General features: G+C 71.9%; 25 protein-coding genes. 9 read left to right on the top strand and 16 right to left on the bottom strand.

What is annotated here, in order from left to right; translation table 11 throughout:
• Nucleotides 1–13: 13 nt before the first annotated feature.
• The 12 genes from MPTA5024_RS13380 to MPTA5024_RS13325 all read right to left on the bottom strand — a co-directional run bounded on the left by MPTA5024_RS13380 (nt 14) and on the right by MPTA5024_RS13325 (nt 7,152).
• On the bottom strand, nt 14–745 hold the full coding sequence (locus tag MPTA5024_RS13380; RefSeq protein WP_036324261.1) for a class I SAM-dependent DNA methyltransferase: 732 nt from the start codon (nt 743–745) through the stop codon (nt 14–16).
• 148 nt (nt 746–893) lie between these two features.
• The gene (locus MPTA5024_RS13375) at nt 894–1,130 is read right to left on the bottom strand and encodes a hypothetical protein (RefSeq protein ID WP_036324259.1); all 237 of its coding nucleotides are present in this window, start codon (nt 1,128–1,130) and stop codon (nt 894–896) included.
• Between the two features lie 67 nt (nt 1,131–1,197).
• Nucleotides 1,198–1,569, bottom strand: a complete 372-nt coding sequence (locus MPTA5024_RS13370; protein ID WP_084369684.1) for a gas vesicle protein K — start codon at nt 1,567–1,569, stop codon at nt 1,198–1,200.
• The gene (locus MPTA5024_RS13365; protein ID WP_157099456.1) at nt 1,550–1,786 is read right to left on the bottom strand and encodes a gas vesicle protein; all 237 of its coding nucleotides are present in this window, start codon (nt 1,784–1,786) and stop codon (nt 1,550–1,552) included. Before MPTA5024_RS13365 ends, MPTA5024_RS13370 begins: the two co-directional genes overlap by 20 nt.
• Nucleotides 1,783–2,679 carry a GvpL/GvpF family gas vesicle protein gene (locus MPTA5024_RS13360; protein ID WP_232326453.1) on the bottom strand — a complete coding sequence of 299 codons (897 nt, stop codon included), beginning with the start codon at nt 2,677–2,679 and terminating at the stop codon, nt 1,783–1,785. Before MPTA5024_RS13360 ends, MPTA5024_RS13365 begins: the two co-directional genes overlap by 4 nt.
• The gene (locus MPTA5024_RS13355; RefSeq protein WP_051458132.1) at nt 2,672–3,088 is read right to left on the bottom strand and encodes a gas vesicle protein; all 417 of its coding nucleotides are present in this window, start codon (nt 3,086–3,088) and stop codon (nt 2,672–2,674) included. Before MPTA5024_RS13355 ends, MPTA5024_RS13360 begins: the two co-directional genes overlap by 8 nt.
• Nucleotides 3,085–3,549, bottom strand: a complete 465-nt coding sequence (gene gvpO / locus MPTA5024_RS42095; protein WP_198167142.1) for a gas vesicle protein GvpO — start codon at nt 3,547–3,549, stop codon at nt 3,085–3,087. The genes MPTA5024_RS13355 and gvpO overlap by 4 nt, the downstream gene beginning before the upstream one ends.
• A 6-nt stretch (nt 3,550–3,555) precedes the next feature.
• Complete coding sequence (locus tag MPTA5024_RS13345) at nt 3,556–3,789, bottom strand: gas vesicle protein GvpG (protein WP_036324258.1); 234 nt, start codon at nt 3,787–3,789, stop codon at nt 3,556–3,558.
• Nucleotides 3,790–3,798: 9 nt separating this feature from the next.
• Nucleotides 3,799–4,593: a GvpL/GvpF family gas vesicle protein gene (locus MPTA5024_RS13340; protein WP_036324257.1), complete on the bottom strand. Its 795-nt coding sequence runs from the start codon at nt 4,591–4,593 to the stop codon at nt 3,799–3,801.
• A 2-nt stretch (nt 4,594–4,595) separates the two neighbouring features.
• The gene (gene gvpJ / locus MPTA5024_RS13335) at nt 4,596–5,000 is read right to left on the bottom strand and encodes a gas vesicle protein GvpJ (protein ID WP_036324255.1); all 405 of its coding nucleotides are present in this window, start codon (nt 4,998–5,000) and stop codon (nt 4,596–4,598) included.
• Between the two features lie 110 nt (nt 5,001–5,110).
• The gene (locus MPTA5024_RS13330; RefSeq protein ID WP_084369683.1) at nt 5,111–6,601 is read right to left on the bottom strand and encodes an SRPBCC family protein; all 1,491 of its coding nucleotides are present in this window, start codon (nt 6,599–6,601) and stop codon (nt 5,111–5,113) included.
• Nucleotides 6,602–6,606: 5 nt separating this feature from the next.
• Nucleotides 6,607–7,152, bottom strand: a complete 546-nt coding sequence (locus MPTA5024_RS13325) for a hypothetical protein (protein ID WP_051458131.1) — start codon at nt 7,150–7,152, stop codon at nt 6,607–6,609.
• Between the two features lie 359 nt (nt 7,153–7,511).
• On the opposite strand from MPTA5024_RS13325, the gene MPTA5024_RS13320 reads away from it, so the two are divergent.
• The 6 genes from MPTA5024_RS13320 to MPTA5024_RS13295 are packed head-to-tail and all read left to right on the top strand — an operon-like array spanning nt 7,512 to nt 10,129.
• Complete coding sequence (locus tag MPTA5024_RS13320; protein ID WP_036324254.1) at nt 7,512–8,015, top strand: Asp23/Gls24 family envelope stress response protein; 504 nt, start codon at nt 7,512–7,514, stop codon at nt 8,013–8,015.
• A complete protein-coding gene (locus MPTA5024_RS43455) occupies nt 8,012–8,413 on the top strand; it encodes a hypothetical protein (protein ID WP_232326452.1) in 402 nt (133 codons plus the stop codon). The genes MPTA5024_RS13320 and MPTA5024_RS43455 overlap by 4 nt, the downstream gene beginning before the upstream one ends.
• 2 nt (nt 8,414–8,415) lie before the next feature.
• Nucleotides 8,416–8,604, top strand: coding sequence for a hypothetical protein (locus MPTA5024_RS13310; RefSeq protein WP_036324251.1), 189 nt, complete (start codon nt 8,416–8,418; stop codon nt 8,602–8,604).
• Between the two features lie 47 nt (nt 8,605–8,651).
• Nucleotides 8,652–8,930: an Asp23/Gls24 family envelope stress response protein gene (locus MPTA5024_RS13305; RefSeq protein ID WP_232326451.1), complete on the top strand. Its 279-nt coding sequence runs from the start codon at nt 8,652–8,654 to the stop codon at nt 8,928–8,930.
• Nucleotides 8,927–9,535, top strand: coding sequence for a DUF6286 domain-containing protein (locus MPTA5024_RS13300; RefSeq protein WP_036324250.1), 609 nt, complete (start codon nt 8,927–8,929; stop codon nt 9,533–9,535). Before MPTA5024_RS13305 ends, MPTA5024_RS13300 begins: the two co-directional genes overlap by 4 nt.
• Before the next feature lie 27 nt (nt 9,536–9,562).
• Nucleotides 9,563–10,129, top strand: coding sequence for a hypothetical protein (locus MPTA5024_RS13295; protein ID WP_036324249.1), 567 nt, complete (start codon nt 9,563–9,565; stop codon nt 10,127–10,129).
• A 55-nt stretch (nt 10,130–10,184) separates the two neighbouring features.
• On the opposite strand, the gene MPTA5024_RS13290 is transcribed toward MPTA5024_RS13295, so the two are convergent.
• The 3 genes from MPTA5024_RS13290 to MPTA5024_RS13280 are packed head-to-tail and all read right to left on the bottom strand — an operon-like array spanning nt 10,185 to nt 12,225.
• The gene (locus MPTA5024_RS13290) at nt 10,185–10,544 is read right to left on the bottom strand and encodes a DUF488 domain-containing protein (protein WP_036324247.1); all 360 of its coding nucleotides are present in this window, start codon (nt 10,542–10,544) and stop codon (nt 10,185–10,187) included.
• A gap of 20 nt (nt 10,545–10,564) precedes the next feature.
• Nucleotides 10,565–11,974, bottom strand: a complete 1,410-nt coding sequence (locus MPTA5024_RS13285; protein ID WP_051458129.1) for a sensor histidine kinase — start codon at nt 11,972–11,974, stop codon at nt 10,565–10,567.
• Between the two features lie 26 nt (nt 11,975–12,000).
• On the bottom strand, nt 12,001–12,225 hold the full coding sequence (locus MPTA5024_RS13280; protein WP_036324245.1) for a DUF2945 domain-containing protein: 225 nt from the start codon (nt 12,223–12,225) through the stop codon (nt 12,001–12,003).
• 221 nt (nt 12,226–12,446) lie between these two features.
• Here MPTA5024_RS13280 and MPTA5024_RS13275 point away from each other — a divergent pair, with 221 nt between their 5' ends.
• Complete coding sequence (locus tag MPTA5024_RS13275) at nt 12,447–13,592, top strand: GH12 family glycosyl hydrolase domain-containing protein (protein WP_036324243.1); 1,146 nt, start codon at nt 12,447–12,449, stop codon at nt 13,590–13,592.
• Nucleotides 13,593–13,667: 75 nt separating this feature from the next.
• Here the strand turns inward: MPTA5024_RS13275 and MPTA5024_RS13270 are convergent, their stop codons facing one another.
• On the bottom strand, nt 13,668–17,960 hold the full coding sequence (locus MPTA5024_RS13270) for a discoidin domain-containing protein (protein WP_036324242.1): 4,293 nt from the start codon (nt 17,958–17,960) through the stop codon (nt 13,668–13,670).
• Between the two features lie 487 nt (nt 17,961–18,447).
• Here MPTA5024_RS13270 and MPTA5024_RS13265 point away from each other — a divergent pair, with 487 nt between their 5' ends.
• Complete coding sequence (locus MPTA5024_RS13265; protein ID WP_036324240.1) at nt 18,448–19,509, top strand: endo-1,4-beta-xylanase; 1,062 nt, start codon at nt 18,448–18,450, stop codon at nt 19,507–19,509.
• 403 nt (nt 19,510–19,912) lie between these two features.
• Nucleotides 19,913–21,693 (top strand): discoidin domain-containing protein (locus MPTA5024_RS39590; protein WP_084369682.1); only part of this gene is annotated, 1,781 nt, incomplete at its 3' end.

The raw sequence follows: 21,693 nt of genomic DNA, 5'->3' as shown, positions 1-21,693 counted from the left end.
ACGGCACTGCGGATCACGGCCGGCGGTAGACGGACACGTGGCCGCGGCTGTCGTCCGTGAACGGGGAGCACGACCAGTCGGCCCAGCGGTGCTCCAGCTCCAGCTCCGCCAGGCGGGCCATGAGATCCAGCTCGGACGGCCAGGCGTACCGGTGGTTGGCGGGCAGCAGGCGGACGCCCTCCGGGGTCATCCGCAGTTTGGTGGTGCGCATCATCTGCGTCGCGGGGAACAGGCGTCCCGCCTCGACGACGACCCGGTCCTCCGCGAGGGCCACCAGCCGCAGCGCCGAGCGGTCGCGGAACGCCCCCGGGTCGGGCACCCACGCCTCGACCACGAACCGCCCTCCCGGCGCCAGGTGCGCGGCCGCGTTGCGGAAGCAGTCCACCTGCGCGTCCTGTGAGGGCAGCGCGAAGATCGTGTTGTACGCGAGGAGGACGAGCGTGAACGTCCCCGCGACCCGCAGGTGCGAGAAGTCGCCCACGCTGACCGGGATCCGGTGGCCACCGCGCTTGCCGTGCAGCACCTCGACCATCTCGGGCGAGCCGTCGATCCCGGCCACGGACAGCCCGTCCTCGGCCAGGGGGAGGGCCAGCCTGCCGGTGCCGATGCCGAACTCCAGCACCGGGCCGTCCCCGGCCAGCTCCCTGATGAGCGCGACCGCGGGCCCGGGCGGCCGGTCCTCGACCGTCAGGTCGTAGATGTCGGCGATCGCGCGCCCGTACGCGGACGGGTCGAACCCGGTCATCCGCGCGCTCCCGCATCGGCCCCCGCGGCCGAGCCCGTCCGAGCGTCCGGCCGCGCTCCCGCATCAGCCCGCGCGGCCGAGCCCCCGAGCGCCGGGACGCCCGCGGCCACCGCGGCCACCGGGGGCACCGGGGGTACCGGGGGCACGGTCACGCGCCGAGGTCCCTGACCACGCTGTCGAGCCGGTCCGCGAGCCGGCCGAGCTGTCCGTCGTCCAGGTCCTCGCCGCCCACCTCGTCCTCCAGGTCGCGACGGCTGGCGATCACCAGGCCGTCCGCCGCGTCGCCCGGCACGACCTCGCACCGGCCCTCGACCAGGACCAGAGTGGCGTCGGGGGCGGGGGACTCCAGGAGCCTCCGGACATCGTCTCTCTCGACTACTGCCATGAATACTCCCCAGCGCGTCGAATAGGTGGTTTTGCCCTACCCGTCTCGTTCGGCCGTACACACGGGGTCAGTCCGTCGGCAGCAGGGTCCCGAGCGGGCCGAGATCGAGGTTCAGGTCGCTGGGAGACAGGCCGAACCGGTCGCAGAGGTCCGTCATCGCCTCCTCCAGCCGCATCAGCGTCAGGCCGAGCGTCTCGACCTGCTCGTCGGACAGGTCGCCCTGCTCCATCCGGCGGATGGACTGCCGTTCCACGAGCTGCCGCAGGAGCTCGACGAGCGTCAGCACCAGGCGGCTGAGGTCGCGCTGGACGGTCTCCGGGTCGGTGTTGAGGCGCCACTGGCCCGACCTCGCGGGGTCGAGACGCAGGCCGATCCCCTCGCGCGCCTCCTCCTCGGGCCCCTCGGGCGCCCGGACCTCGTCAGGGCCAGGACGGCTCATCGTCGCCCTCCTCCCCGTCGGCGTCCCGCACCGAGGCCAGCAGCGCTCGCAGCGAGATGCGGACCAGTTCGATGTCGGCGATGGACAGAACCAGCTCGCCGGTCACGACCACACCGCCCGCGAGCAGCCGGTCGAGCAGGTCGACCAGGGCCACCCGCTCGGCAGGCAGGCGTCCCTCGGCGGCGAGCGCCCTGCCCCTGGAGCCGTCGATCGTCACCGCGCGCCCCCTCCGCGGTCCGAGCCCAGGTCGAGCGAGGTGAACGAGTAGGGCGCCCACGGCCCGGTCAGCTCCACGTCCATGCCCTCGCCCCGGAACGCGTCGAGGGCCGCGGCGAACTCGCCGTCCCGGTCCGGGTCGACCAGGTACGCGCCGTTCAGCACCATGACATCGTTCCGGCCGGACAACTGGGGGTCCTGGGGCCGGTGTCGCCGCCCGGCCACGGCGATCTCACCCAGCGCCGCGTGGAGGCGCTCGGCGCGCTCGGCCGCCGCGCGCCACACGTCCTCCCTGCTGCGCAGGCTCGCCTTGCGGCGCTGGAGGTACGCCGTGCCGGGGCTGGTCGAGCCGCGCCCCGGCGCGGGCTCGGCCGTGGGCGCCGGCGGGGCGGCCCGGGTGACGTACGCCTTGACGCCCCACTCGTGCCGCCCGGCCACGCGGGCCAGCAGGTCGGCGAAGTCGTCGCGGCGCCGGTCGAGCAGGTCGCGGACCTGGTCCTCGCCGGTGTAGACCGTCACGAGCCGGACGGGGGCGACCGGGCCGGCCGCCGCGAGGGCCTCGACCACGTGGTGATGGGCCCGGGCCACCCCCTCCACCCAGTCGAGGTCCTCCAGCAGCCGGCGCAGCGGCCCCTCGCCGAACTGGTCGAGCGGGACCTCGCCGACGTGAGCCACCAGCCCGGCGTGGCGGATCGGGCGGACAGGACCGCCGAGCACGCCGTGCAGCCCGGACGTGCCGCCACCGGGGGCGGTCGTGCCTGCGGTCGCGTCCTCGCCGGCGGCCGGGGCCGTCTCCGGACCCGTGCCGGGACCGGCGTCCCCGGTCGTGCCCGCGGTCGCGTCCCCGCCGGCGTCCGGGGTCACCGCGTACAGGTAGATGCCGTACTCACTCACGGCGCCTCTCCGCTCCGTGCCGCCGCTGCGCGGCCGCCTCGTCGGGGGCGTGGTCGCCCGCCTCGACGGCCTCGCGCTCGACCAGCCGCTCCTCGACGGCGGCCAGGCGCTCGCGCAGCCTGCGGTTCTCGTCCTTGAGCTCCCTGTCCCGTCCGCTGAGCCACGGGTCGTGCTCCCACCAGTCGATCCCGAGCTCGCGGGCCGTGTCGACCGACGCGATGACGAGCCGCAGCTTGATCGTGAGGAGCTCGATGTCGAGCAGGTTGACCCGGATGTCCCCGGCGATGACCACGCCCCGGTCGAGGACGCGTTCGAGGATGTCGCCGAGGTTCGTCGACTCCCTGCCGCCCATGGGGGCCGGAGGGGCGTACGACTCGCGTATCACCGGGCGCGATCGGGGATCGGTCATCGTCCGTACCCTCCGCCGAGGTCGCCCGCGCCGCGCCGGTAGCGGCGCGTGCGGCGGTACGACAGCAGGTTGCCCTCCTCGTCCATCTGCGCCTCGTAGAGCGCGATGATGTCGCTCGACGAGGGAATGCGGTGGTCCTCGACGACCTCCACGTCGACGACCCAGCCGTTCTCCACGGGCTGGACCAGCGTGACGGCCTCCGGCTCCCGCGCCGTCAGGTCGGCGATGTGCCGCAGGCCGGCCCGCCCCGCCGAGGTCGCGGTGAGCGGACGCCGGCGGGTCCGCTGCGGCTCGGCCTGGACGACGACCGGGTCCCGGCGCGGCCGCCGTCCGGCGACGGGACGCCCCTCGACAGGAGCCCCCTCGTCGCCGTCGTCCCCGGCGTACCGCTCCTCGTCGTACTCCTCGTCGTAATAACGGTCGTCGCCCTCGTCCGGGCGGTCCCGTCGCCTGGGAGGCACCCGTCGTCACCCTCTCCGCGTGCCGGTCATCGTCCGGAGGACCTCCTCGACCGCCCGGGCCTCCTCCTCTTCGGAGATCCGGCCCGAGCGCCTCGCCTCCTCGATCGCCTCCAACCGGCGCCGTACGGCCGCTGGGTCGCGCATCTCGCGCTCGACCTGCTCCTGAATGAGCTCGCCGAGCCGGATGACGCCCTTGACGGGGGCGAGCGGCCAGCCGAAGAGCAGGCTCAGCAGTCCCACGGCACCTCCCTAGCGCTGGGTCACCACGAAGTCGTACGGCGCCATCGGCCCGAGCAGCCGGATCTCGGCCCGCTCGGCCCAGTCGCGGCGCAGGTCCTCCAGGCAGCGGTCGAAGTCGGCCTGACGCTCGTCCTCAACAAGGAACGCGACGTGGGCGGCGTCCCGCTCGTGGGTGGGCTCCCGGATGACGGCGGCCGCCGTGCAGGAGGCGAACCGGTCGACCACGTCCTGACTGTCGGCCTCCCGTTTCGCCGAGATGGCGTACGTGATGATCTCGCCGAGCCGGATCCGCTCGTTGCGGGTGGCGTCCTCCGGCAGGTCCCTGATGCGGTCGCGCAGATGCCCGGCCTCCGGGTTCTCCGACAGGACCTCCATCAGGACGGGCCGTTCCAGGTAGCGGGCCTTGAGGACGTACTGCGTGCGGCCCTCGATCTCCTTCAGCGCCGCCGCGAACTGGTCGTGGTGGGGGGCCAGCAGTTCCTCGACGACCGCGTCCGCCGTCGTCACGACCGCCCCGAAGCGCAGGGGCAGCACCGGGACCTCCGCGGCGGCCGCGTCGAGCAACTGCTCGTGGGCCACCAGGTCCTGCGCCCGGCCGAGCGGGCGGTCCACGTCGACGTCGCTGATCAGCGCGGCGATCTCGCCGTGCCGGACCAGTTTGATCCGCCCAGGCGGCTCGCCGACCCCCACCGCGTCCTCACTGATCTCCACGTCCTCGGGGACGATGCCGTACACGTAGCAGGCGGTCGTCCCGCCGGGGCCCGCCGCTCCGGTGGCCCCGGACGCCTCGGTGAAGCTCGACATGGTCAGTCCTCCCGCCGCCGCCGCGAACGGGGAGCGGGCTCTTCCGCGTACCCCGACATGAGGTCCTGCAGCTTCTCCCCGGCCGCCTCCAGGACGCCCTTGGCCACGCCCTTCGACTTGTTCTGCGCGACCCCCTGCGTCATGTCGCCGATCAGCTCGGGCAGGCCCTCCTGGGTCTGCGACAGGTCGAGGCGGTTCACCGCCTCGGCGAACCGGAGATAGGTGTCGACGCTGGCCACCACGACGCGCGCGTCGATGGTGAGGACCTCGATGCCGACGAGAGAGACCCGGACGTAGGCGTCGATGACCAGACCCTTGTCCAGGATCGTGTCGATGACGTCCGCCAGGCCAGAACCGGTGGAGCGGCCGGGCAGCCCGCCGCCCCCGGATGGTACGGCTACGGTCATTCGCTTCTCCTCCTCCTGCCACTCACGGTGGACTTCGTCTCGGTTCCGTCACTCCTCCGTCCGCCGTCCGCGCCTGCCGTCACTCCTCCGTCCGCCGTCCGCGCCTGCCGTCACTCCTCTGCCGGCCGTCTGCGGCGGACGGGCCGCGCCGGCTCCTCCGCCGGCGGCCTGCGCCGCCGCACCGGGCCGCGCGGGCGCTCGGCGTCCTCGTCCTCCTCGCCGCCGCTGTCGCGGGCGCCGCCCCGCTCCTCCGCGCGGGGCTCCTCCGCCCGGCGGGCCGGAGGGCTCCTGCGTGCCGTCCCGCCGGTCGTCCGGGTCCGGCTCCCCGCTCCGGCCGTGGCGTACTCCCGCGGCCGGGCCCGGGCGGGCTCCTCCTCGGGCTCTTCCTCGGGTTCCTCCTCCTCGCCCTCGGCCTCCTCCTCGGCGGGCTCCTCTTCCTCTTCCTCCTCGTACGGCTCCTCTTCGGGCTCCGCCTCGGCGGCCTCCTCCTCCGGGATCTCCTCCTCGGCGGCCTCCTCCGGCCTCTCCTCCCCGGGTTCCTCGCCGCGCTCGCGCGCCTCCCGTTCCTCGCGCTCCCGCTCCTCGCGCAGGGCCGTCTCCTGGTCCTTCACGACCTGGCTGTCGCGGATCTCGCCCCGCCAGCCTTCGATCTCGTCCGGGTGCAGCAGGGTGTTCGTCATCACGTGCCGCCGGAAGTGCTTGAACTCCAGCCGCGCTCGCCGGCCCTGCGCCCGCCACAGGTTGCCGGTGCGCTCGAACAGGCCCTGCGGGTAGTACTCGAGCACGAGCAGGACACGGGTCATCTCGGGCGACAGCTCGTGGAACGTCACGGCCCCGTTGACGAACCCCTTGGGCCCCTGCGACCGCCAGATGATGCGGCTGTCCGGGACCTGCTCGATGATCGTGGACTCCCAGTTCCGGTGGGACCAGAACACCTGGGCCCGCCACCCGAGCTTCTCGTCGGACTTCTGCTCGACGGTCTCGACCTTCTTCATGAAACCCGGCCAGTCCTCGAACTGGGTCCACTGGTCGTAGACGAGCCGCAGGGGGGCGCCGATGTCGAGCGACTCGACGATGTTGGTGAGCTTGAGCTTCTTGCCCCGGCCTCCCTTGGCGCCCTTTCCTCCGCCGCCGAAGACGCCCTTGATCTTCTCCTTGGTGAAGGCCATGAGGGCCGCCCGGACCGGGTGGCTCCCGCCGCCGTCGCCGCCCGTCAGGGCGCCGAGGATGCCGCCGCCGTCCCCGCCCGTGAGCCGCTCCGTGAGGCCCTTGAGCACGCCGCCGCCGTCGCCGCCGGTCAGCCGGCCGGCGAGCGCGCCGAGCAAACCGCCGCCCTGGGCGCCGCCGCCGGCCAGCCGGCCGGCCGCGGCCCTGAGCCTGCCGCCGCCGCCCTCCTTGCCGGTCACCGCGCTCAGCAGGTCGGTGCCGCCGTGCTCCACGTAGTCGGTCAGCCGTCCGGCCAGGGCGTCCACCCGGTCGGTGACCGACGCGAGCGCCCGCTCGGCCACCGCGGTCGCGAGGTTCTGGAACTCCTGGGTGAGGCGGTGCGTGGGCAGCGCCGCGCCCTCCGGTCCCGGTGCCTGCCGCCGTTCCTCGGTCATCGGACTCACCTCCGCGAGCGGGTCACCGGTCGGGCGGGCCGCGGACGGGGACGGGGACGCTCCTCGGGCTCCGGCTCCTCTTCCTCCTCGCCCTCGTCGTACGGCTCCTCGTACTCCTCGTCGTACTCCTCGGCGGGCTCGGGCTCACGGGACGCGGGACGCCGGGCGCCGGGCCGGGGGACCCGCCTGCGGCCCTCCCGCGGCTCCTCTTCCTCCTCCTCGGCACGGCGGGACTTCGGCTGCCGCAGCGCCTCGGCCCGCTCGTGCAGCCTGTCGCTGAGGGAGTCGATCTGCTTGCTCGTGGCGCGCATGGCCGCCGCCTTACCGATGTCGAGCAGGTCGCCGCGCACGCGGTCGGTGATCTTGCCCAGCTCGGGGGAGCTGCCCAGGATCTTGGTGCCCTGCTCCAGGATGGTCCCGACGGCTCCCTCGCCCTTCAGCCGCCCGGCCAGGATCGCCAGCGCCAGCATGAAGGCGAAGCGCAGCTTGTGATGCCGACCGAGGTAATAGCCTGCGATGACTGCCAGGGCCACCTTCAGTCCGTCTTTCATGATCGCCCCTCCTCGCCGGGTCGCCCTGTTAGCGCCGGTCAGGCCGCGGGGGCGGCGCCGCCGCGACGGTGCGCTCCCGATCGAACGGTATGCATGCCCTAGAGGTGGACATAAAAACTCATACACGCCCATAACGGACAGATTTGGGGCGGGCTAAGCAGTGATTTAGGGCCGTCCGTCCGGCGGAATCGCCGAGATCGCCGGTCCGTGCCGTCCTTCGGCGGGCTTGAGGGTTTCGAGGGTCTCCGGTGACCCAACCTCGCCCGAACAGGAATGATTACTCTACGCAAACCGGGTATCACGGGCGTGAATCGAGGGGAAGCGCCTCCTCAACCGCAGGGTCGGAGCGGGGGAGTCACATGACGGAGACCAACACGCCAACCGCGGGGGGCGTGACTGTGCAGGAGAAGCGTGACCGGCCGGGATTCGGCGGTTCGCACGCGTCGCCGTCGCAAACGGGAAAGGGCCTGGCCACCGAGCGGGGCCGCACGGTCATCGCGGACGAGGTCGTGGCGAAGATCGGCGGCATGGCCGCACGCGAGATCGAGGGCGTGCACGATTTCGGCACCGGCACGGCCCGCGCCATCGGCGCCCTCAAGGGCCGGCTGGGCGCGGAGGACGGGGTGACGCGCGGCATCGACGTCGAGGTCGGCGAGCGGCAGGCCGCCGTGGACATCCACCTCGTGGTCGAGTACGGCCTGGCCATCCCCGACCTCGCGGAGGCCGTCCGCCGCCACGTCATCGACGCCGTCGAGCGCATGTGCGGGCTGGAGGTCACCGAGGTAAACATCGCCGTCGACGACGTGCACCTGCCCCGGCAGGAGGAGCCGTCCGGAACGGACGGGGAGCCGCGAGTCCAATGAGCACGGGTCCGGCCGAGACGAGCCGGAGCGCAGAGGCGCCCGGAGCCCCCGCCGAGGGGGCGACGCACGGGGAGACCGCCACCGGGACGACGACTGGACGACCGAAGGACGTCTCCGCGGCAGATGTGGCCGCGCGGGTGGAGTCGTGCCCCGACGTGGTCCGCCTGTCGCGCGGGCCGTTCGGGGCGGTGGCCACGTACCTGCCGGGAGGGCTCGTCCCCGGAGTGGTCGTCAGGGACGACCGGATCGAGATCCACATCGTGGCGCGGTACGGACGGCCGCTGCCGGAGACCGCCGAAGCCGTACGGGACGCCGTCGCCGACCTGGCGGACGGCCGGCCTGTCGACGTGATCGTCGCCGACGTGGAGAACGCCGGAGGCACGCGAGAGGAAGGTTGATCATGGAGGAGTTTCCCGTATGGGCCCTGGCCGGGCTCCTGTTCGGCACGGTGCTCGGAGTCGTCGGCGCGTTCGGCGGGCTCAACGCGTTCCTCATCGTGCTGGTCCTCGGAATCGTCGGCTTCTTCGTCGGCCTGATCCTCGAAGGCGGCGTCCACATGCCGACGACGATGCATCCGCGGCGGCAATGACCGTGCCCGGGACGCGCGGGACGACGTCGATCTCGGATCGCGCGTTCATGAAGATCGCCGAAGAGGTGGCCAGGGAGGACGACCAGGTCGCCGGCAGGCCGCACGCCTCCGGCTCGCTCAGCGGGTCGGTCGCCGCGGTGCGGTTCGACCTGACCGTCCGCTACCCGGCTCCCGTGCACGGGGTCGCCGCGCACGTCCGCGAGCACGTGCGGGAGCGGGTGCGCGAGCTCACCGGCGTCTCGGTGGAGAACGTCGACATCGACGTGGTGGGGCTCGTGCCGGCGCAGCGTCCCGCGCCCCGGACCGGCGAGGAGGATCGGCCATGACGCACGGTCCCGCCCCGTCGGAGGGTCCGCGGTTCTTCGTCCCGTCCCGCCGCCCCGAGTCGCGGGGGGTGGCCCGGGCCTTCCGGCCCACCCGCGCGGGCCCGGCCGGCATCGTGGCGCTCGTGCTGCTGGCCCTCGGAGTCGTGACCGCCGTGCAGGTCATCACGACGCTCCTGGGCAACCCGGTCCGCATCGTGCCGTACGACCAGGTGGCGCGGTGGTTGCGGACCACGACGTGGGACGGCGACCGGGCGCTCGCGGTGGCGAGCGCGCTCGCGCTGCTGGGCCTGCTCCTCCTGCTGATCGCGCTGGTGCCGGGCCGGGGACGGATGGTCACGCTGGCCACCGGCGACCCCGACCTGGCGGTGGGCGTCCCGCGCCGGACGCTGTCCGCCGTCCTGACCGCGGCCGCCTCGCACGTGGACGGCGTGCGGCACGCGCGGGCGCGCGTGCACGGGTGGCGGGCCGACGTGCGGGCGGACACCGACCTGCGCGACACGGCCGGCGTGGGGGAGCGCGTGCGCGCCGCCGTCGAGCGGGAGCTCGACCGGCTCGCCCCGGCCCACGCCATGTCCGTGCGGGTGCGGACGCACGGGCCGTCCTGAGACGCGGACGTACGAAGGAGAACCGCCGTGAAGCGAAGCGGCAACCGGACGGGCCTCGCCCTCGTCGGACTCGTCCTGCTCGTGGTGGGCGGGCTGGCGCTCGCGCGTGGACTGGGCGCGTTCGGAGCGTCGGCCGCCCGCCGCCCCCTGCTGGAGCCGGGCGCGGCCGCGCTCGCGGCCACCCGGCCCTGGTTCTGGCCCGCGGTCGCGGCGGCGGGGGTGGTGCTCGCGATCATCGGGCTCGCCTGGCTCGTCTCGCTGCTGCGCCTGGACCGGCTGCGGCGGCTGCGCCTGGAGTCGGGCACGTCCGGGGTCACCGAGGTCGACGGCGGGCCCGCGAGCCACGCCGTGGCGGGTCAGGTGATGGGCTATCCGGCCGTCCGCCGGGCGCGCGCGGTGCTGCGCGGCCGGCCCGACGCGCCGCGGCTGGACCTCGGCGTGTCGGCGCGGGAGCCGGCCGACCTCGGCGCCCTGGTGACCCGGCTGCACGACGAGGCCGTGCCCGACCTGCGCACCACGCTCGGCCTGCGCCGTCTCCCCACGCTCGTCCGGCTGAGCATCGTGCCCGGCAAGCGCACCCGCGCGGTCCACTGAGACCCCGGCCGCGCCCCCGTCTCTTCAGGGGACGGCTCGTCTCAGGACGGCTAGTTCAGGACGGCTCGTTCAAAACCTCGGCGAGCACGGCCGCGTGGCTGTGGCCGGCGTCCCTGGTCGCGGTGAGCAGGGTGACCTGTCCGTCCGCCTGGAGCCTGCGCAGTCGTTCCAGGGCCTCGCGGCGTCCGGGCTCGTCGAGCTCCGCCAGGTAGCGGCCGTGGAACTCGCCGTACTTCGCGGGCTCGTGACCGTACCACCGGCGCAGGTCGGTGGAGGGCGCAACGTCCTTGAGCCACTCGTCGAGATGCGCGGCGTCCTTCGTCAGCCCGCGGGGCCACACCCGGTCGACCAGCACCCGCGTCCCGTCACCGGGCGACGGGGGGTCGTACACCCGGCGTACCGTCACCGATCGCATGCGCGCCTCCTCCGTTCGTCTCACCGGTGCCCCGCGTCCGGCCGTCCCAACCCGCCGCCGTCCGGGGGTGCGGCCGGGAGGCGCACGACGAACCGGGCCCCCAGCTCGCTGTCCTCGATGCGGAGCGTCCCGCCGCTCGCCTCCGCGATCTGACGGGCGATCGGCAGGCCCAGCCCGCTCCCTCCGGCGTCCCTGCTGCGCGCGGCGTCCAGCCGGGTGAAGCGCTGGAAGACCAGTTCGCGCTTGTCCGGGGCGACGCCGGATCCGTCGTCGTTCACCTCCAGGACGGCCGTGCCGTCCGGGAAGACGGGGGTCGCGGCGTCGAGCCGGACGACGACCGAGATCGCGTTCGCGGCGTGCCGTTCGGCGTTGTCGAGGAGGTTGGCGAGCAGGCGGCCGAGCCGCAGCCGGTCGCCGACGACCACCACCCCGGCCTGGAGCGAGCGCGTCAGGCGCTCGTCCGGGGCCGGCCGGTGCCGCAGCTCCGCCTCGACGAGGTCCGCCAGGTCGACCCGGTCCTCGGCTCCCCGCAGGTCCGCGTCGAGGCGGGCGAGGGTCAGCAGGTCGCCGACGAGGGCCTGCAGCCGGTCGAGGCTGCGCAGCATCACGCGGGCGAGCACGGGAACGGTCGTGCTCTCCGGAGAGAGGAGGGCGTCCTCGGCCTCCGCCCGCATGGCCGTGATGGGGGTCCGCAGGTCGTGCGACGCGTCCGTGGCGAACCGCCGCTGCTGCTCCAGCGCGGCCTCCAGCCGCGCCAGCGTCCGGTTCACGCCCACCGCCAGATCGTGGATGTCGTCGCCGCCCGGCGGAACCGGCACCCGCCGCTGCGGGCACGTCGCGTTGATCTCGTCGAGCTCGGCCCTGATCGCCCGTACCGGCGCCATGGCCGTGCGCGCGCCGCGCACGGCCAGAAACTGCGTGACGCCGACCAGGACCGCGGACCCGCCCACGACCAGGGCGGCGAGCGCGGGGTGGGTCCAGAACGGGACCCGCGGCGCGGCGGCGTAGACGATGCGCGGACCTTCGGGCCCCCGGGCCCACTGGGCCACCACGATGTGGCAGCCGCGCCGCGCGAAGACGCCCCCGCAGACGGTGCCGTCCGCGATCCCGTGGTAGCCGGCCGGGCGAAGCGAGGCCATGGCCGGCCTGCCCCGCAGGGCGGCGGTGGAGGCGACGACCCGGCCGTCCTGGTCGACGACCTGGATGTCGCCGACCGGCCCAGCCGTGATCGGACGCACCAGTTGGCCCGACTCGATCTCCGCCACGACCCGCCCGCCGACGCCGACGAGCTCGTCCTTGACGTAGCCGTTGGTCACGAACTGGACGGCCGCCAGGATCACCGCCGCCAGCAGCGCGCAGAGCACCGTCACCAGGACGCCGGTGAACAGGGTGATGCGCCTGGTGACCGACAGCCTCCGCCTGCCGCCCATCTCCCGGTCGCCGGACGCCCCGGGGGTCAGTCCTTCGGCTTCAACGCGGAGGGCTTGTGCACGGCCTCCCGGCCGCTTTTCTCACTCTCGACGAGGAACTGCGGGTCGTCCGGCGAGGCGTCCACCGTGCGCCCGGCCTCCTCGGTCCTCTTGGTGATCTTCTTCTTGACCTGGCCCGAGGCGGTCGAGCCGTGGCTGCGCCACGTCACCTCGTCACCCACGGCCGGCTCGTCCTTGTGTCGTTCGGCCATGCCCCGCCCGTACCCGGGCCCAGAACCGGCACTCAGCTGCATATCGCCATAAATCATCAAAGAATGCCCCGTCGGGAACGGTCACACCCCGTGCTCGGCATGATCGTCCAGGTGAAACTTTCACCTTGCGGAGGGACGTCCGGCCAGGCCAGAGGGCCTTTCCGCCAGGCGGCCCGACGGCGTCGTGTCGCCCCGGAAGACGCCCTGCCTATGGTCCGGTTATGAAGATGCGAATGATCACGGCGGGCCTGGTCATGCTCGGCTCCGTCGCCGCCTCGCTCGTCGTCGGTCAGACGGCCCGGGCGGACACGACGATCTGCGAGAAGTACGGCTCGACCACCATCCAGGGCGGCAAGTACGTCGTCATGAACAACGTGTGGGGAGCCTCCACGACGCAGTGCATCAACGTCACGAACACCGGGTTCACGGTGACGCAGGCGAACCACAACAACACGGGTGGCGCCCCGGCGGCGTACCCCGCGATCTACGCCGGCTGTCACTACGCCAACTGCTCCTCCGGCAGCGGGCTGCCGATGCAGGCGTCGAGCAGCCAGTTCAACTCGGTGCAGACGAGCGTCAGCATGAGCTACCCCGGCTCGGGCGTCTACGACGCGGCGTACGACATCTGGTTCGACCCGACCCCCCGCACGGACGGCCAGAACACCGGCGCCGAGATCATGGTCTGGCTCAACCACACCGGATCCGTCCAGCCGGTCGGCTCGCGCGTCGGCACGGCCAGCCTGGCCGGCGGCACGTGGGACGTGTGGGAGGGCAACATCGGCTGGAACGTCATCTCCTACGTGCGGACCTCGCCGACGAACTCGATCAGCTTCCCCGTGCGCACCTTCTACGACGACGCGGTGAGTCGCGGCTACGCCCAGCGGTCGTGGTACCTGACCAGCGTCCAGGCCGGGTTCGAGCCCTGGGTGGGCGGCGCCGGGCTCGCGGTCAACAACTTCTCCTACAGCGTCGGCGGCACGGTTCCCACCCCCACGCCGACCCCGACGCCCCGCCCGACCCCCACGCCGACCCCGACGCCGGGCGGCGGCGGCGCCTGCCGGGTCTCCTACGCCAAGCAGGAGTGGCAGGGCGGCTTCACGGCCAACGTCACCGTCACCAACACCTCGTCGAGCGCGGTCAACGGCTGGACGCTCGGCTTCACGTTCCCGAACGGCCAGCAGATCACCAGCGCCTGGAACGCCACCGTGAACCAGAGCGGCTCGTCCGTCACGGCGAAGAACCTGTCGTACAACGGGTCGATCCCCGCCGGGGGCAACACCTCCTTCGGCTTCCAGGGCACCTGGAACGGCTCGAACGGCACCCCGTCGAGCTTCAACCTGAACGGCACCGCCTGCTCGGTCGGCTGACCGGGCTTCCGGTAGAAGACGGAAGGCGCCGCCGGAGGACGAACCTCCGGCGGCGCCTCAGGCGTTCCTCGCCTCCTACGGGTTGACGGTGATGGTGAAGGTCGACGTGGTGTTCCTGATGTCCTGAGCGTTGTCGCTCAGCTTGAGGTTGTTGAAGGTGACCGAGCCGACCGCCGGGCCCTGGCCCGCCTCGGGCATCTCGTTCGCCCAGAGGCCGAAGCCCGACTTGGCGTCGAACGCGTCACCGCTCTTGTGCGCGCCCGAGATCGAGATGTTGGTGAGGACCGTGTCCTTGATCGGGTTCTGCGGCTGACCGCCGACGTAGTTCGTCTGGAACATGATCCCGGAGTAGGTCGGGTCGACGATGTCGACGTTGCTGATCCGGATGCCCTGGAACACCTTCGAGGCCGAGAAGAGCCAGATGGCCGGGAAGGTCTGGGCGCCCCAGAAGTGACCGCCCGCGCGGACGATCGAGATGTTGTCGAACTGCGTGGGCGGGCTCGCGCCGAAGCCGTTCATCGGGTATCCGAAGTCCAGCGAGCTGATCGTGATGCCCGAGTAGGTGAGCGTGTCGGCGATGTAGATGTTCTTGAACGTGTTGGCGTACCCGCCGTACACCGCGACGCCGGCCGCGCGCCAGGGGAGGATCGCGGTCAGGTTCTGGTACACGTTGTTCTTCTCGTCGGCCCCGCCGGCGTCGATGGCCGAGAACAGCGCGAAGCTGTCGTCGCCCGTCGTCCTCGCCTCGTTGTTCGAGACCAGGTTGTCGGTGCTGCCGTTCGTCATGTTGACGCCGTCGGCGAACGTGTCGCGGATCCGCGAGTTGGTGATCGTCATGTTGTCCGTGTTCGCGCCCCAGTACATGCAGACCTGGTGCTCGACCCAGATGTTGTCGATCGTGATGTTCGCGACGTTGGAGAAGTCGAACACCTTGCCCGGCCCGTCGATTCGGGAGGTGTAGTTCCCGAAGTAGGCGAAGCCGGAGAAGGTCGACCCGTTGGCCGAGGACTCGGCCCGGAACCCGACGTCCGTGTTCTCCTGCGTGGACGGCGCATAGAACCGGGTGTACCAGGGACCGGCGCCGACGACCTTGACTGGCTTGCCGTACACCTGGAACTTGCCCGACGTCTGGTAGTCGCCCGGCGGCAGGTAGACGCCGACGAGCGTGCCGGTGGTGTCCATCCGGACCTTGTCCAGGGCGTTCTGCACGTCCTGGTGGGTGAGGCCGGCGGGCACCGCGTACGTCGCGGGATCGGGGTTGGCGATCACGTTCGCCTGTTCCAGGCTGACGAAGTCGATCGCGTAGGTGGAGGTGTTGGCCGCGTCCTTCTGCAGCCTGATCTTGTGGCCGGCCGCGACGGTCGTCCCGAGCAGCACGTTGGCCTCGTCGTAGATGTGCCGCGGGCTGCCGGCGCTCGGGGAGTTGCCCGGGCCGGTCTCGTTGCCGTACAGCCACGCGTACTTGGAGGTCAGGTTGACGGCCTTGAGGAAGGTGCCGTCGACGTAGACGTCCAGGGTCGCGTCGGTGCCGCCGCCGCCCGCCGAGTCGGGGATGGAGAAGCGGGTGACCAGCGTGTTCGTCGGCGCCTTGGTGGTCCACTCGACGTAGTTGCCGGTGGAGGTGAGCCGCACGGCCTTGCGGCCGGACGCCTCGCCGGCGAGGTCGCCGATGGTCCGGTTCGGGCCGACGACCGTCGCCCCGCCGCCGACCACGCCGTCCTCGGCCTCGTAGGTGTCGTACGGCATGTTGGCGCCGCGGCCCACGAAGAACGGCTGGTTGGTGGTGTTGTTGGCCTGCTTGACCGGGAGCTCGTTGGCGTCGTTGCCGATCACGGTCTTGACCGTGTACCTGCCGTTCGCGGCCGTCCACGTGCCCAGGTTCACCGGGCTCGTGGTGGATCCCGCCGCGATGGCGCCGCTGTAGGAGCCGGTCAGGGTCTTGACGACGGTGCCCGAGTCGTTGGTGATCGTGAGCGTGACGCCGTGGGCGCCGCCCGCCGAGGCGACCGTGCCCTGGTTCTTGATCGCCACCGAGAACGTGACCGTGCTGCCGTTCGCGGGGTTGCCCGGCGACCAGCTGACCGGTGAGGCGATCAGGTCGGAGCTGTCGACCGGCCGGACGACCAGCGGCGAGGAGGCCGCGAAGTCGTTGTTGGTCTCGTTCTGCTCGATGACGGCGCCGGACTCGTCGGCCTTGGCGCTCAGCGCGTAGCTGCCCGCGTCGCGGGGGCCGATGCCGGCGGAGACGGTGGCCGACGCCCCGGCCGCCAGCGCGCCGACGGCGGCGCTGCCGACCTTGCTGCCGCCCAGGTAGAAGGCGACGTCGGTGGCGCCGGAGGCGGCCGTGCCCGTGTTCTTGACCGTGGCCGAGAGCGTGACGGCGTCGGTCTCGACAGGCGAGGCCGGCGACGCCGACAGCGCCGTGACGGTGAGGTCGGGGTTGGGCGCCGGGACGCCGATGACCTGGAACTCCGCCACCTGGCCGGCGGGGGCGCCGGAGTTGGCGGTGAACGTGAGCCGGACGTCCGCCACGGTCGCGGACACCGGGATCGTCACCGTGTTGCCGGACGACGGGTTGAAGGTGTACGTCGCCGGGCCCGAGATGCTCGTGAACGACGACGCGCTCTGCTCGCGGCCCAGGACCTGGATGGTCTGGGTGCGGGTGCTCCAGGCGGGGTCGGGGTTCAGCTTCAGCACGATCGAGTTGACGACCGCGTTGGCGCCGAGCTGGACGGTGAGCGTGTTCGGGTAGCTGCCGCCCGCGCCCTCCCAGTAGGTCGTCACGTCGTTGTCGTCGGCGTTCGCGGCGACGTACGTGAAGGTGTACGACGAGGCCGTGATGGGCTTGCCCACGGCCATGTTGGAGCCGCCGCCCCCGGTCCCGTTGCGCGTGACGGTGGTGCTGGCGATCGACTGGTTCCCGGCCGCGTCCTTGGCCCGCACGTAGTACGACACGGTCGCGGTGGTCGGCTGGGTGTCGGTGTAGGTGAGCACGTTGCCCGCCACGCTGCCCCGCAGGGCGTTGTTGGCGTAGACGTCGTAGCCGGTGACGCCGACGTTGTCGGTTGAGGCCGTCCAGGTCAGCTTGATCTGCCCGGCCGTCTGCTCGGTGTAGGCGAGGTTTCCGGGCGCGGTCGGCGCCTGCGTGTCGCCCGTGGCGCCCTGCCGGGTCACGGTGTTGCTGTTGCCCGACTGGTTGCCCGCGGCGTCGCGGGCGCGCACGTAGTACGACACCGTGGCGCTGTCGGGCTGGGTGTCGGTGTAGGTGAGGACGTTGCCGGCCACGCTCGTGCGGAGCTGGTTGTCGGCGTAGACGTCGTACCCGGTGACCCCGACGTTGTCGGTGGAGGCGCTCCAGGTCAGCTTGATCTGGCCGGAGGCCGGCTGCGTGTACGCCAGATTGGACGGCGCGCTCGGCGGCTGCGTGTCACCGGTGCCCGACGGGCCGTAGACCTCGAGCTCCGACACCTGGCCCGCGGGCCAGCCCGTGTTGGCCGTGACGTTCACCCTGACGTACCGGACGGTGGCGGCGGTGAAGGTGATCGTCACCGTGTTGCCGGAGGAGGGGGTGAAGCTGTAGCCGGCCGACGCGACGAGCGTGGAGAAGTTCGTGCCGTCGGTGCCGCCCTGGACCGAGAGGGTCTGGGTGCGGGCCCCCCAGCCGCTCGGCAGCTTCAGCACGACCTTGTTGACGCTCACCGAGGCGCCGAGGTCCACCTGCAGCCACTGCGGGAACGCGTTGTTGACGCTCTCCCAGTAGGTGACCTGGTTGCCGTCGACGGCGTTGGAGGAGGCGTAGACGTCGGAGTGGCCGCTCTCCTTCGTCGGCTTGCCCTGGGCGAGGTTGCCCGACGCCGAGGCGGCGCCGTACACCTCGATCTCGGACAGCTGGGCGGCCGCCCAGCCGGTGTTCGCGGTGATGTTCACCCGGACGTATCGGGTGCTGGTGGCCGCGAAGTTGATCGTCACCGTGTTGCCCGAGCCCGGGCCGAACGTGTACGACGTGGAGCCGACGACGGTGCTGAAGCCGGAGCCGTCGGTGCTGCCCTGGACGGACAGGGTCTCGTTGCGGGCCTCCCACGAGGAGGGGAGCTTGAGCACGACCTGGTCGACGCTGGTGGTGCCGCCGAGGTCCACCTGGGCCCACTGCGGGAACGAGCTGCCCGAGCTCTCCCAGTAGCTGCCCTGGTTGCCGTCGTTGAGGTTGCCCGCGGTGTAGGGGCTGTTGGAGCTGCTCGCGGTGGCCGTCTTCCCGGCCGCCAGATTGGGCCCGCCCGCCGCCTTCGCGGGGGAGAGCGGCCCGGCCACGACGAGGAGGCATGCCGCCGCCACCGCCGCGACCGAGCGTACGAACTTCCTGTCTGACATTTGCGTTCCTTCGTCTCCGGAATCCGACCGACGGCCCCGATCCGCGGGTCTCACTCCGCATTCCGCTGGGGGGTGGGGAAAAGCCGTGGTCAGGGCGGCGACCGGTTGCCCAATGCCGTAGCCGACATCACCTCGTTGACCTCTCCTGGAGAAGGTGACGGTGGCGGGCGCGCACGGACGCAGTGCATTCCTGCCGGAGCTTGCGTGGAACTGCAAAAATCTGATGGTTAAGTTGCAAGATCCTTACATCGAGTTGCTCAGATGTTACATAGGCATAACTCCACCGTCAACGGGGCTGACAGGTCCGGCAATACGGCGGTCTCCGCAGGCCGGAGGGGGTCGAAAGTTTCAGCCGGAAAATCGGTTCTGACCGTCGGCTTTATCCCAGGCAAACGCCTATTGACCGCGCGCTGGTAGGCCTCTAACGTACGTCGAAAGTTAGGGCAAGATATCGAAAACTTTCGGCCCCCCTCCGGAGGATCTGACGATGTCCTATCGACACGCGCTCGCCGCGCTCACCGCCGCCGCGGGCCTGGTGCTGGCGTCGGTCCCGGCGTCCGCCGCCACGGCGGCCGGCGGCCACGGGCCCGGCAGGACGCTCGGAGAGCTGGCCGCCGCCACACACCGCTACTTCGGCTCGGCCACCGACAACCCCGAGTTCACCGACCAGGCGTACCTCGACATCCTCGGCCGCGAGTTCGGCTCGACCACGGCGGGCAACGCGCTGAAGTGGTACGCGACCGAGCCCCAGCAGGGCGTCTTCGACTTCACCCAGGGCGACCAGGTCCTCGACTTCGCGCGCAGGCACCACATGTCGTTCCGCGCCCACACGCTGGTGTGGCACAACCAGCTCCCCGACTGGCTGACCAGCGGCACCTGGACCGCCGACCAGCTGCGGGCGATCCTCAAGAACCACATCACCCAGGAGGCGCGCCACTACAGGGGCAAGGTCTACTCGTGGGACGTCGTCAACGAGGCGTTCAACGAGGACGGCACCTACCGCGACACCCTCTTCTACCGGACCCTCGGCCCCGGCTACATCGCCGACGCGCTCCGGTGGGCCCACGAGGCCGACCCCCACGCCAAGCTCTACCTGAACGACTACAACCTGGAGGCCATCGGCCCGAAGAGCGACGCCTACTACGCGCTGGTGAAGTCCCTCAAGGCCCAGCACGTCCCGATCGACGGCGTCGGCTTCCAGGGTCACCTCGCGCTGCAGTACGGGTATCCGGACACCCTGCGGCAGAACCTCCAGCGCTTCGCCGACCTGGGACTCGACGTGGCCATCACGGAGCTGGACGTCCGCATGATCCTGCCCGCCGACGCCGAGAAGCTGGCCACCCAGGCCAAGTGGTACGCCGACGTGACCAAGGCCTGCCTCGCCGTCCGCCGGTGCGTGGGCATCACGGTCTGGGACTACACCGACAAGTACTCCTGGATCCCGGCCGTCTTCACCGGCGAGGGCGCCGCCCTGCCGTACGACGAGAACCTCACGCCCAAGCCGGCCTACTACGCCATCAGGGACGCGCTGAAGGCCGCGGGGCGGTAGGCCTCGGCCGCGGCGGGGGGACCCCAGGGGTCGTCCTCCGCCGCGGCCATCGCCTTCGCCTCCCCTCCGACGGCGGGGATCCGCGGGGGTTCTCCCGGTGGGGGCGCCGGGACCTCGCGGCAGCCACTCCCCGCTCGCGGCGCCGGGCCGGTGGAACCTCCCGGCCCGGCGCCGATCTAATTTCACGTCTTTTACTAAGGTGTTGACTCTTGGCGGAGAGCCGGTGGTACTCTCGCCCGAGAGAGCGCTCTCTTATCAGAGTTCGACCGATCCGTCCCTGTGGCCCGCGCGGGCCACAGTCCGGCGCCCCCTTCTCCTCCCTGTTCCCGCGGTCCGGAGGGCGCGCCGGCGCGCCCCGCGCGTCACCCCCCGGCGGACCGGTCCTCGATCAAAGGGAGAACCCATGTCAGGAACGCGCGAACGCGCGGACGTGGGAGGCAGCGCCCGTCGTCTGGGCCTGCGTCTCAAGGCAGGTGCCTCTGCCGTCGTCCTGGCGCTCGGCACTCTCGGAGTCGCGACGGCCACGGCCGTCGCCGTCCCCGGAACGGCCAACGCCGCCGTCCCCGCACCCCCGGCCGGATTCACGCTCACCTGGAGCGACGACTTCAACGGCGCCGCGGGCACGGGTGTGGACACCGGCACATGGAAGTACGACACCGGTCCGGGCAGCAGCTTCGGCACCGGCGAGATCGAGACGATGACCAACAGCACGGCCAACGTCTTCCAGGACGGGAACGGGCACCTGGTCCTCCGGGCCCTGCACTCCGGCACCAACCCGTCCTCCGGCTGGACGTCCGGGCGCATCGAGACCCAGGCGGCCACGTTCGGGGCTCCCGCCGGCGGCGTCGTCCGCATGGAGTCGTCGATCCAGCAGCCCAACGTGACGACGGCGAACGGCGCGGGCTACTGGCCGGCGTTCTGGATGCTCGGCGCGCCCCTGCGCTCCGGCGTCTCCTGGCCGACCAGCGGTGAGATCGACATCCTGGAGGACATCAACGGCCGCAGCTCGGTCTTCGGCACCCTCCACTGCGGGACCAACCCCGGCGGGCCGTGCAACGAGTCGAGCGGCATCGGCAGCGGTGAGCGCGCCTGCCCGGGCTGCCAGACCGGCTACCACACGTACGCCGTGGAGATCGACCGGTCCGTCTCGCCCGAGCAGATCCGCTGGTACCTCGACGGCGCCAACTACTTCACCCTGCCGGCCAACCGTGTGGACGCCACCACCTGGGCCAACGCGGTCGACCATCCGTTCTTCATCATCTACGACCTGGCCATGGGCGGCGGCTTCCCCGCGGCCTTCGGGGGCGGCCCCAACGCCTCTACGGTCTCCGGCGGCCAGATGAACATCGACTGGGTCGCCGTCTACAACAAGGGCCCCGGCAGCGGCGGCGGCGGTGGCAGCAACATCGCCCAGGGCAAGACGACCACGGCGTCCTCGTCCGAGAACGGCACCCTCGGCCCGGCCAACGCCACCGACGGCAACACCGGGACCCGCTGGGCGAGCGGCTTCAGCGACCCGCAGTGGCTCCAGGTCGACCTCGGTCAGTCGTACACCATCAGCCACGTGACGCTGAACTGGGAGGCCGCCTACGGCAGGGCGTACCAGATACAGACGTCGCAGGACGGCGCCAACTGGACGACGATCTACTCCACCACCACGGGTGACGGAGGGACCGACGACCTCGCGGTGACCGGCACGGGCCGGTACATCCGGATGTACGGTACCCAGCGGGCGACCGCGTACGGCTACTCGTTGTACGAGTTCGCCGTGAACGGCACGCCCGGCGGCGGGGGCGGCGGCGGCACGCTGCTGTCGCAGGGCCGTCCGGCCACCGCGTCGTCGACAGAGAACGCCGGCACCCCGGCCTCGGCCGCCGTCGACGGCAACACCGGCACCCGCTGGTCCAGCGCGTTCAGCGACCCGCAGTGGCTCCAGGTCGACCTCGGCGCCACGCACACGATCAGCCGGGTCGCGCTGAACTGGGAGGCCGCCTACGGCAGGGCCTTCCAGATCCAGACGTCCGGCGACGGCACCACGTGGACGACCGTCTACTCCACGACCTCGGGCACCGGAGGGAACCAGAACCTGACGGTCTCCGGCTCGGGGCGGTACGTCCGGGTGTACGGCACGCAGCGGGCCACGGCCTACGGCTACTCGCTCTACGAGTTCCAGGTCTACGGCAG

This window comes from Microbispora sp. ATCC PTA-5024, from assembly GCF_000511135.2.
Classification (GTDB): domain Bacteria; phylum Actinomycetota; class Actinomycetes; order Streptosporangiales; family Streptosporangiaceae; genus Microbispora; species Microbispora corallina.
This window is presented reverse-complemented; position numbering and strand designations above follow the sequence as displayed.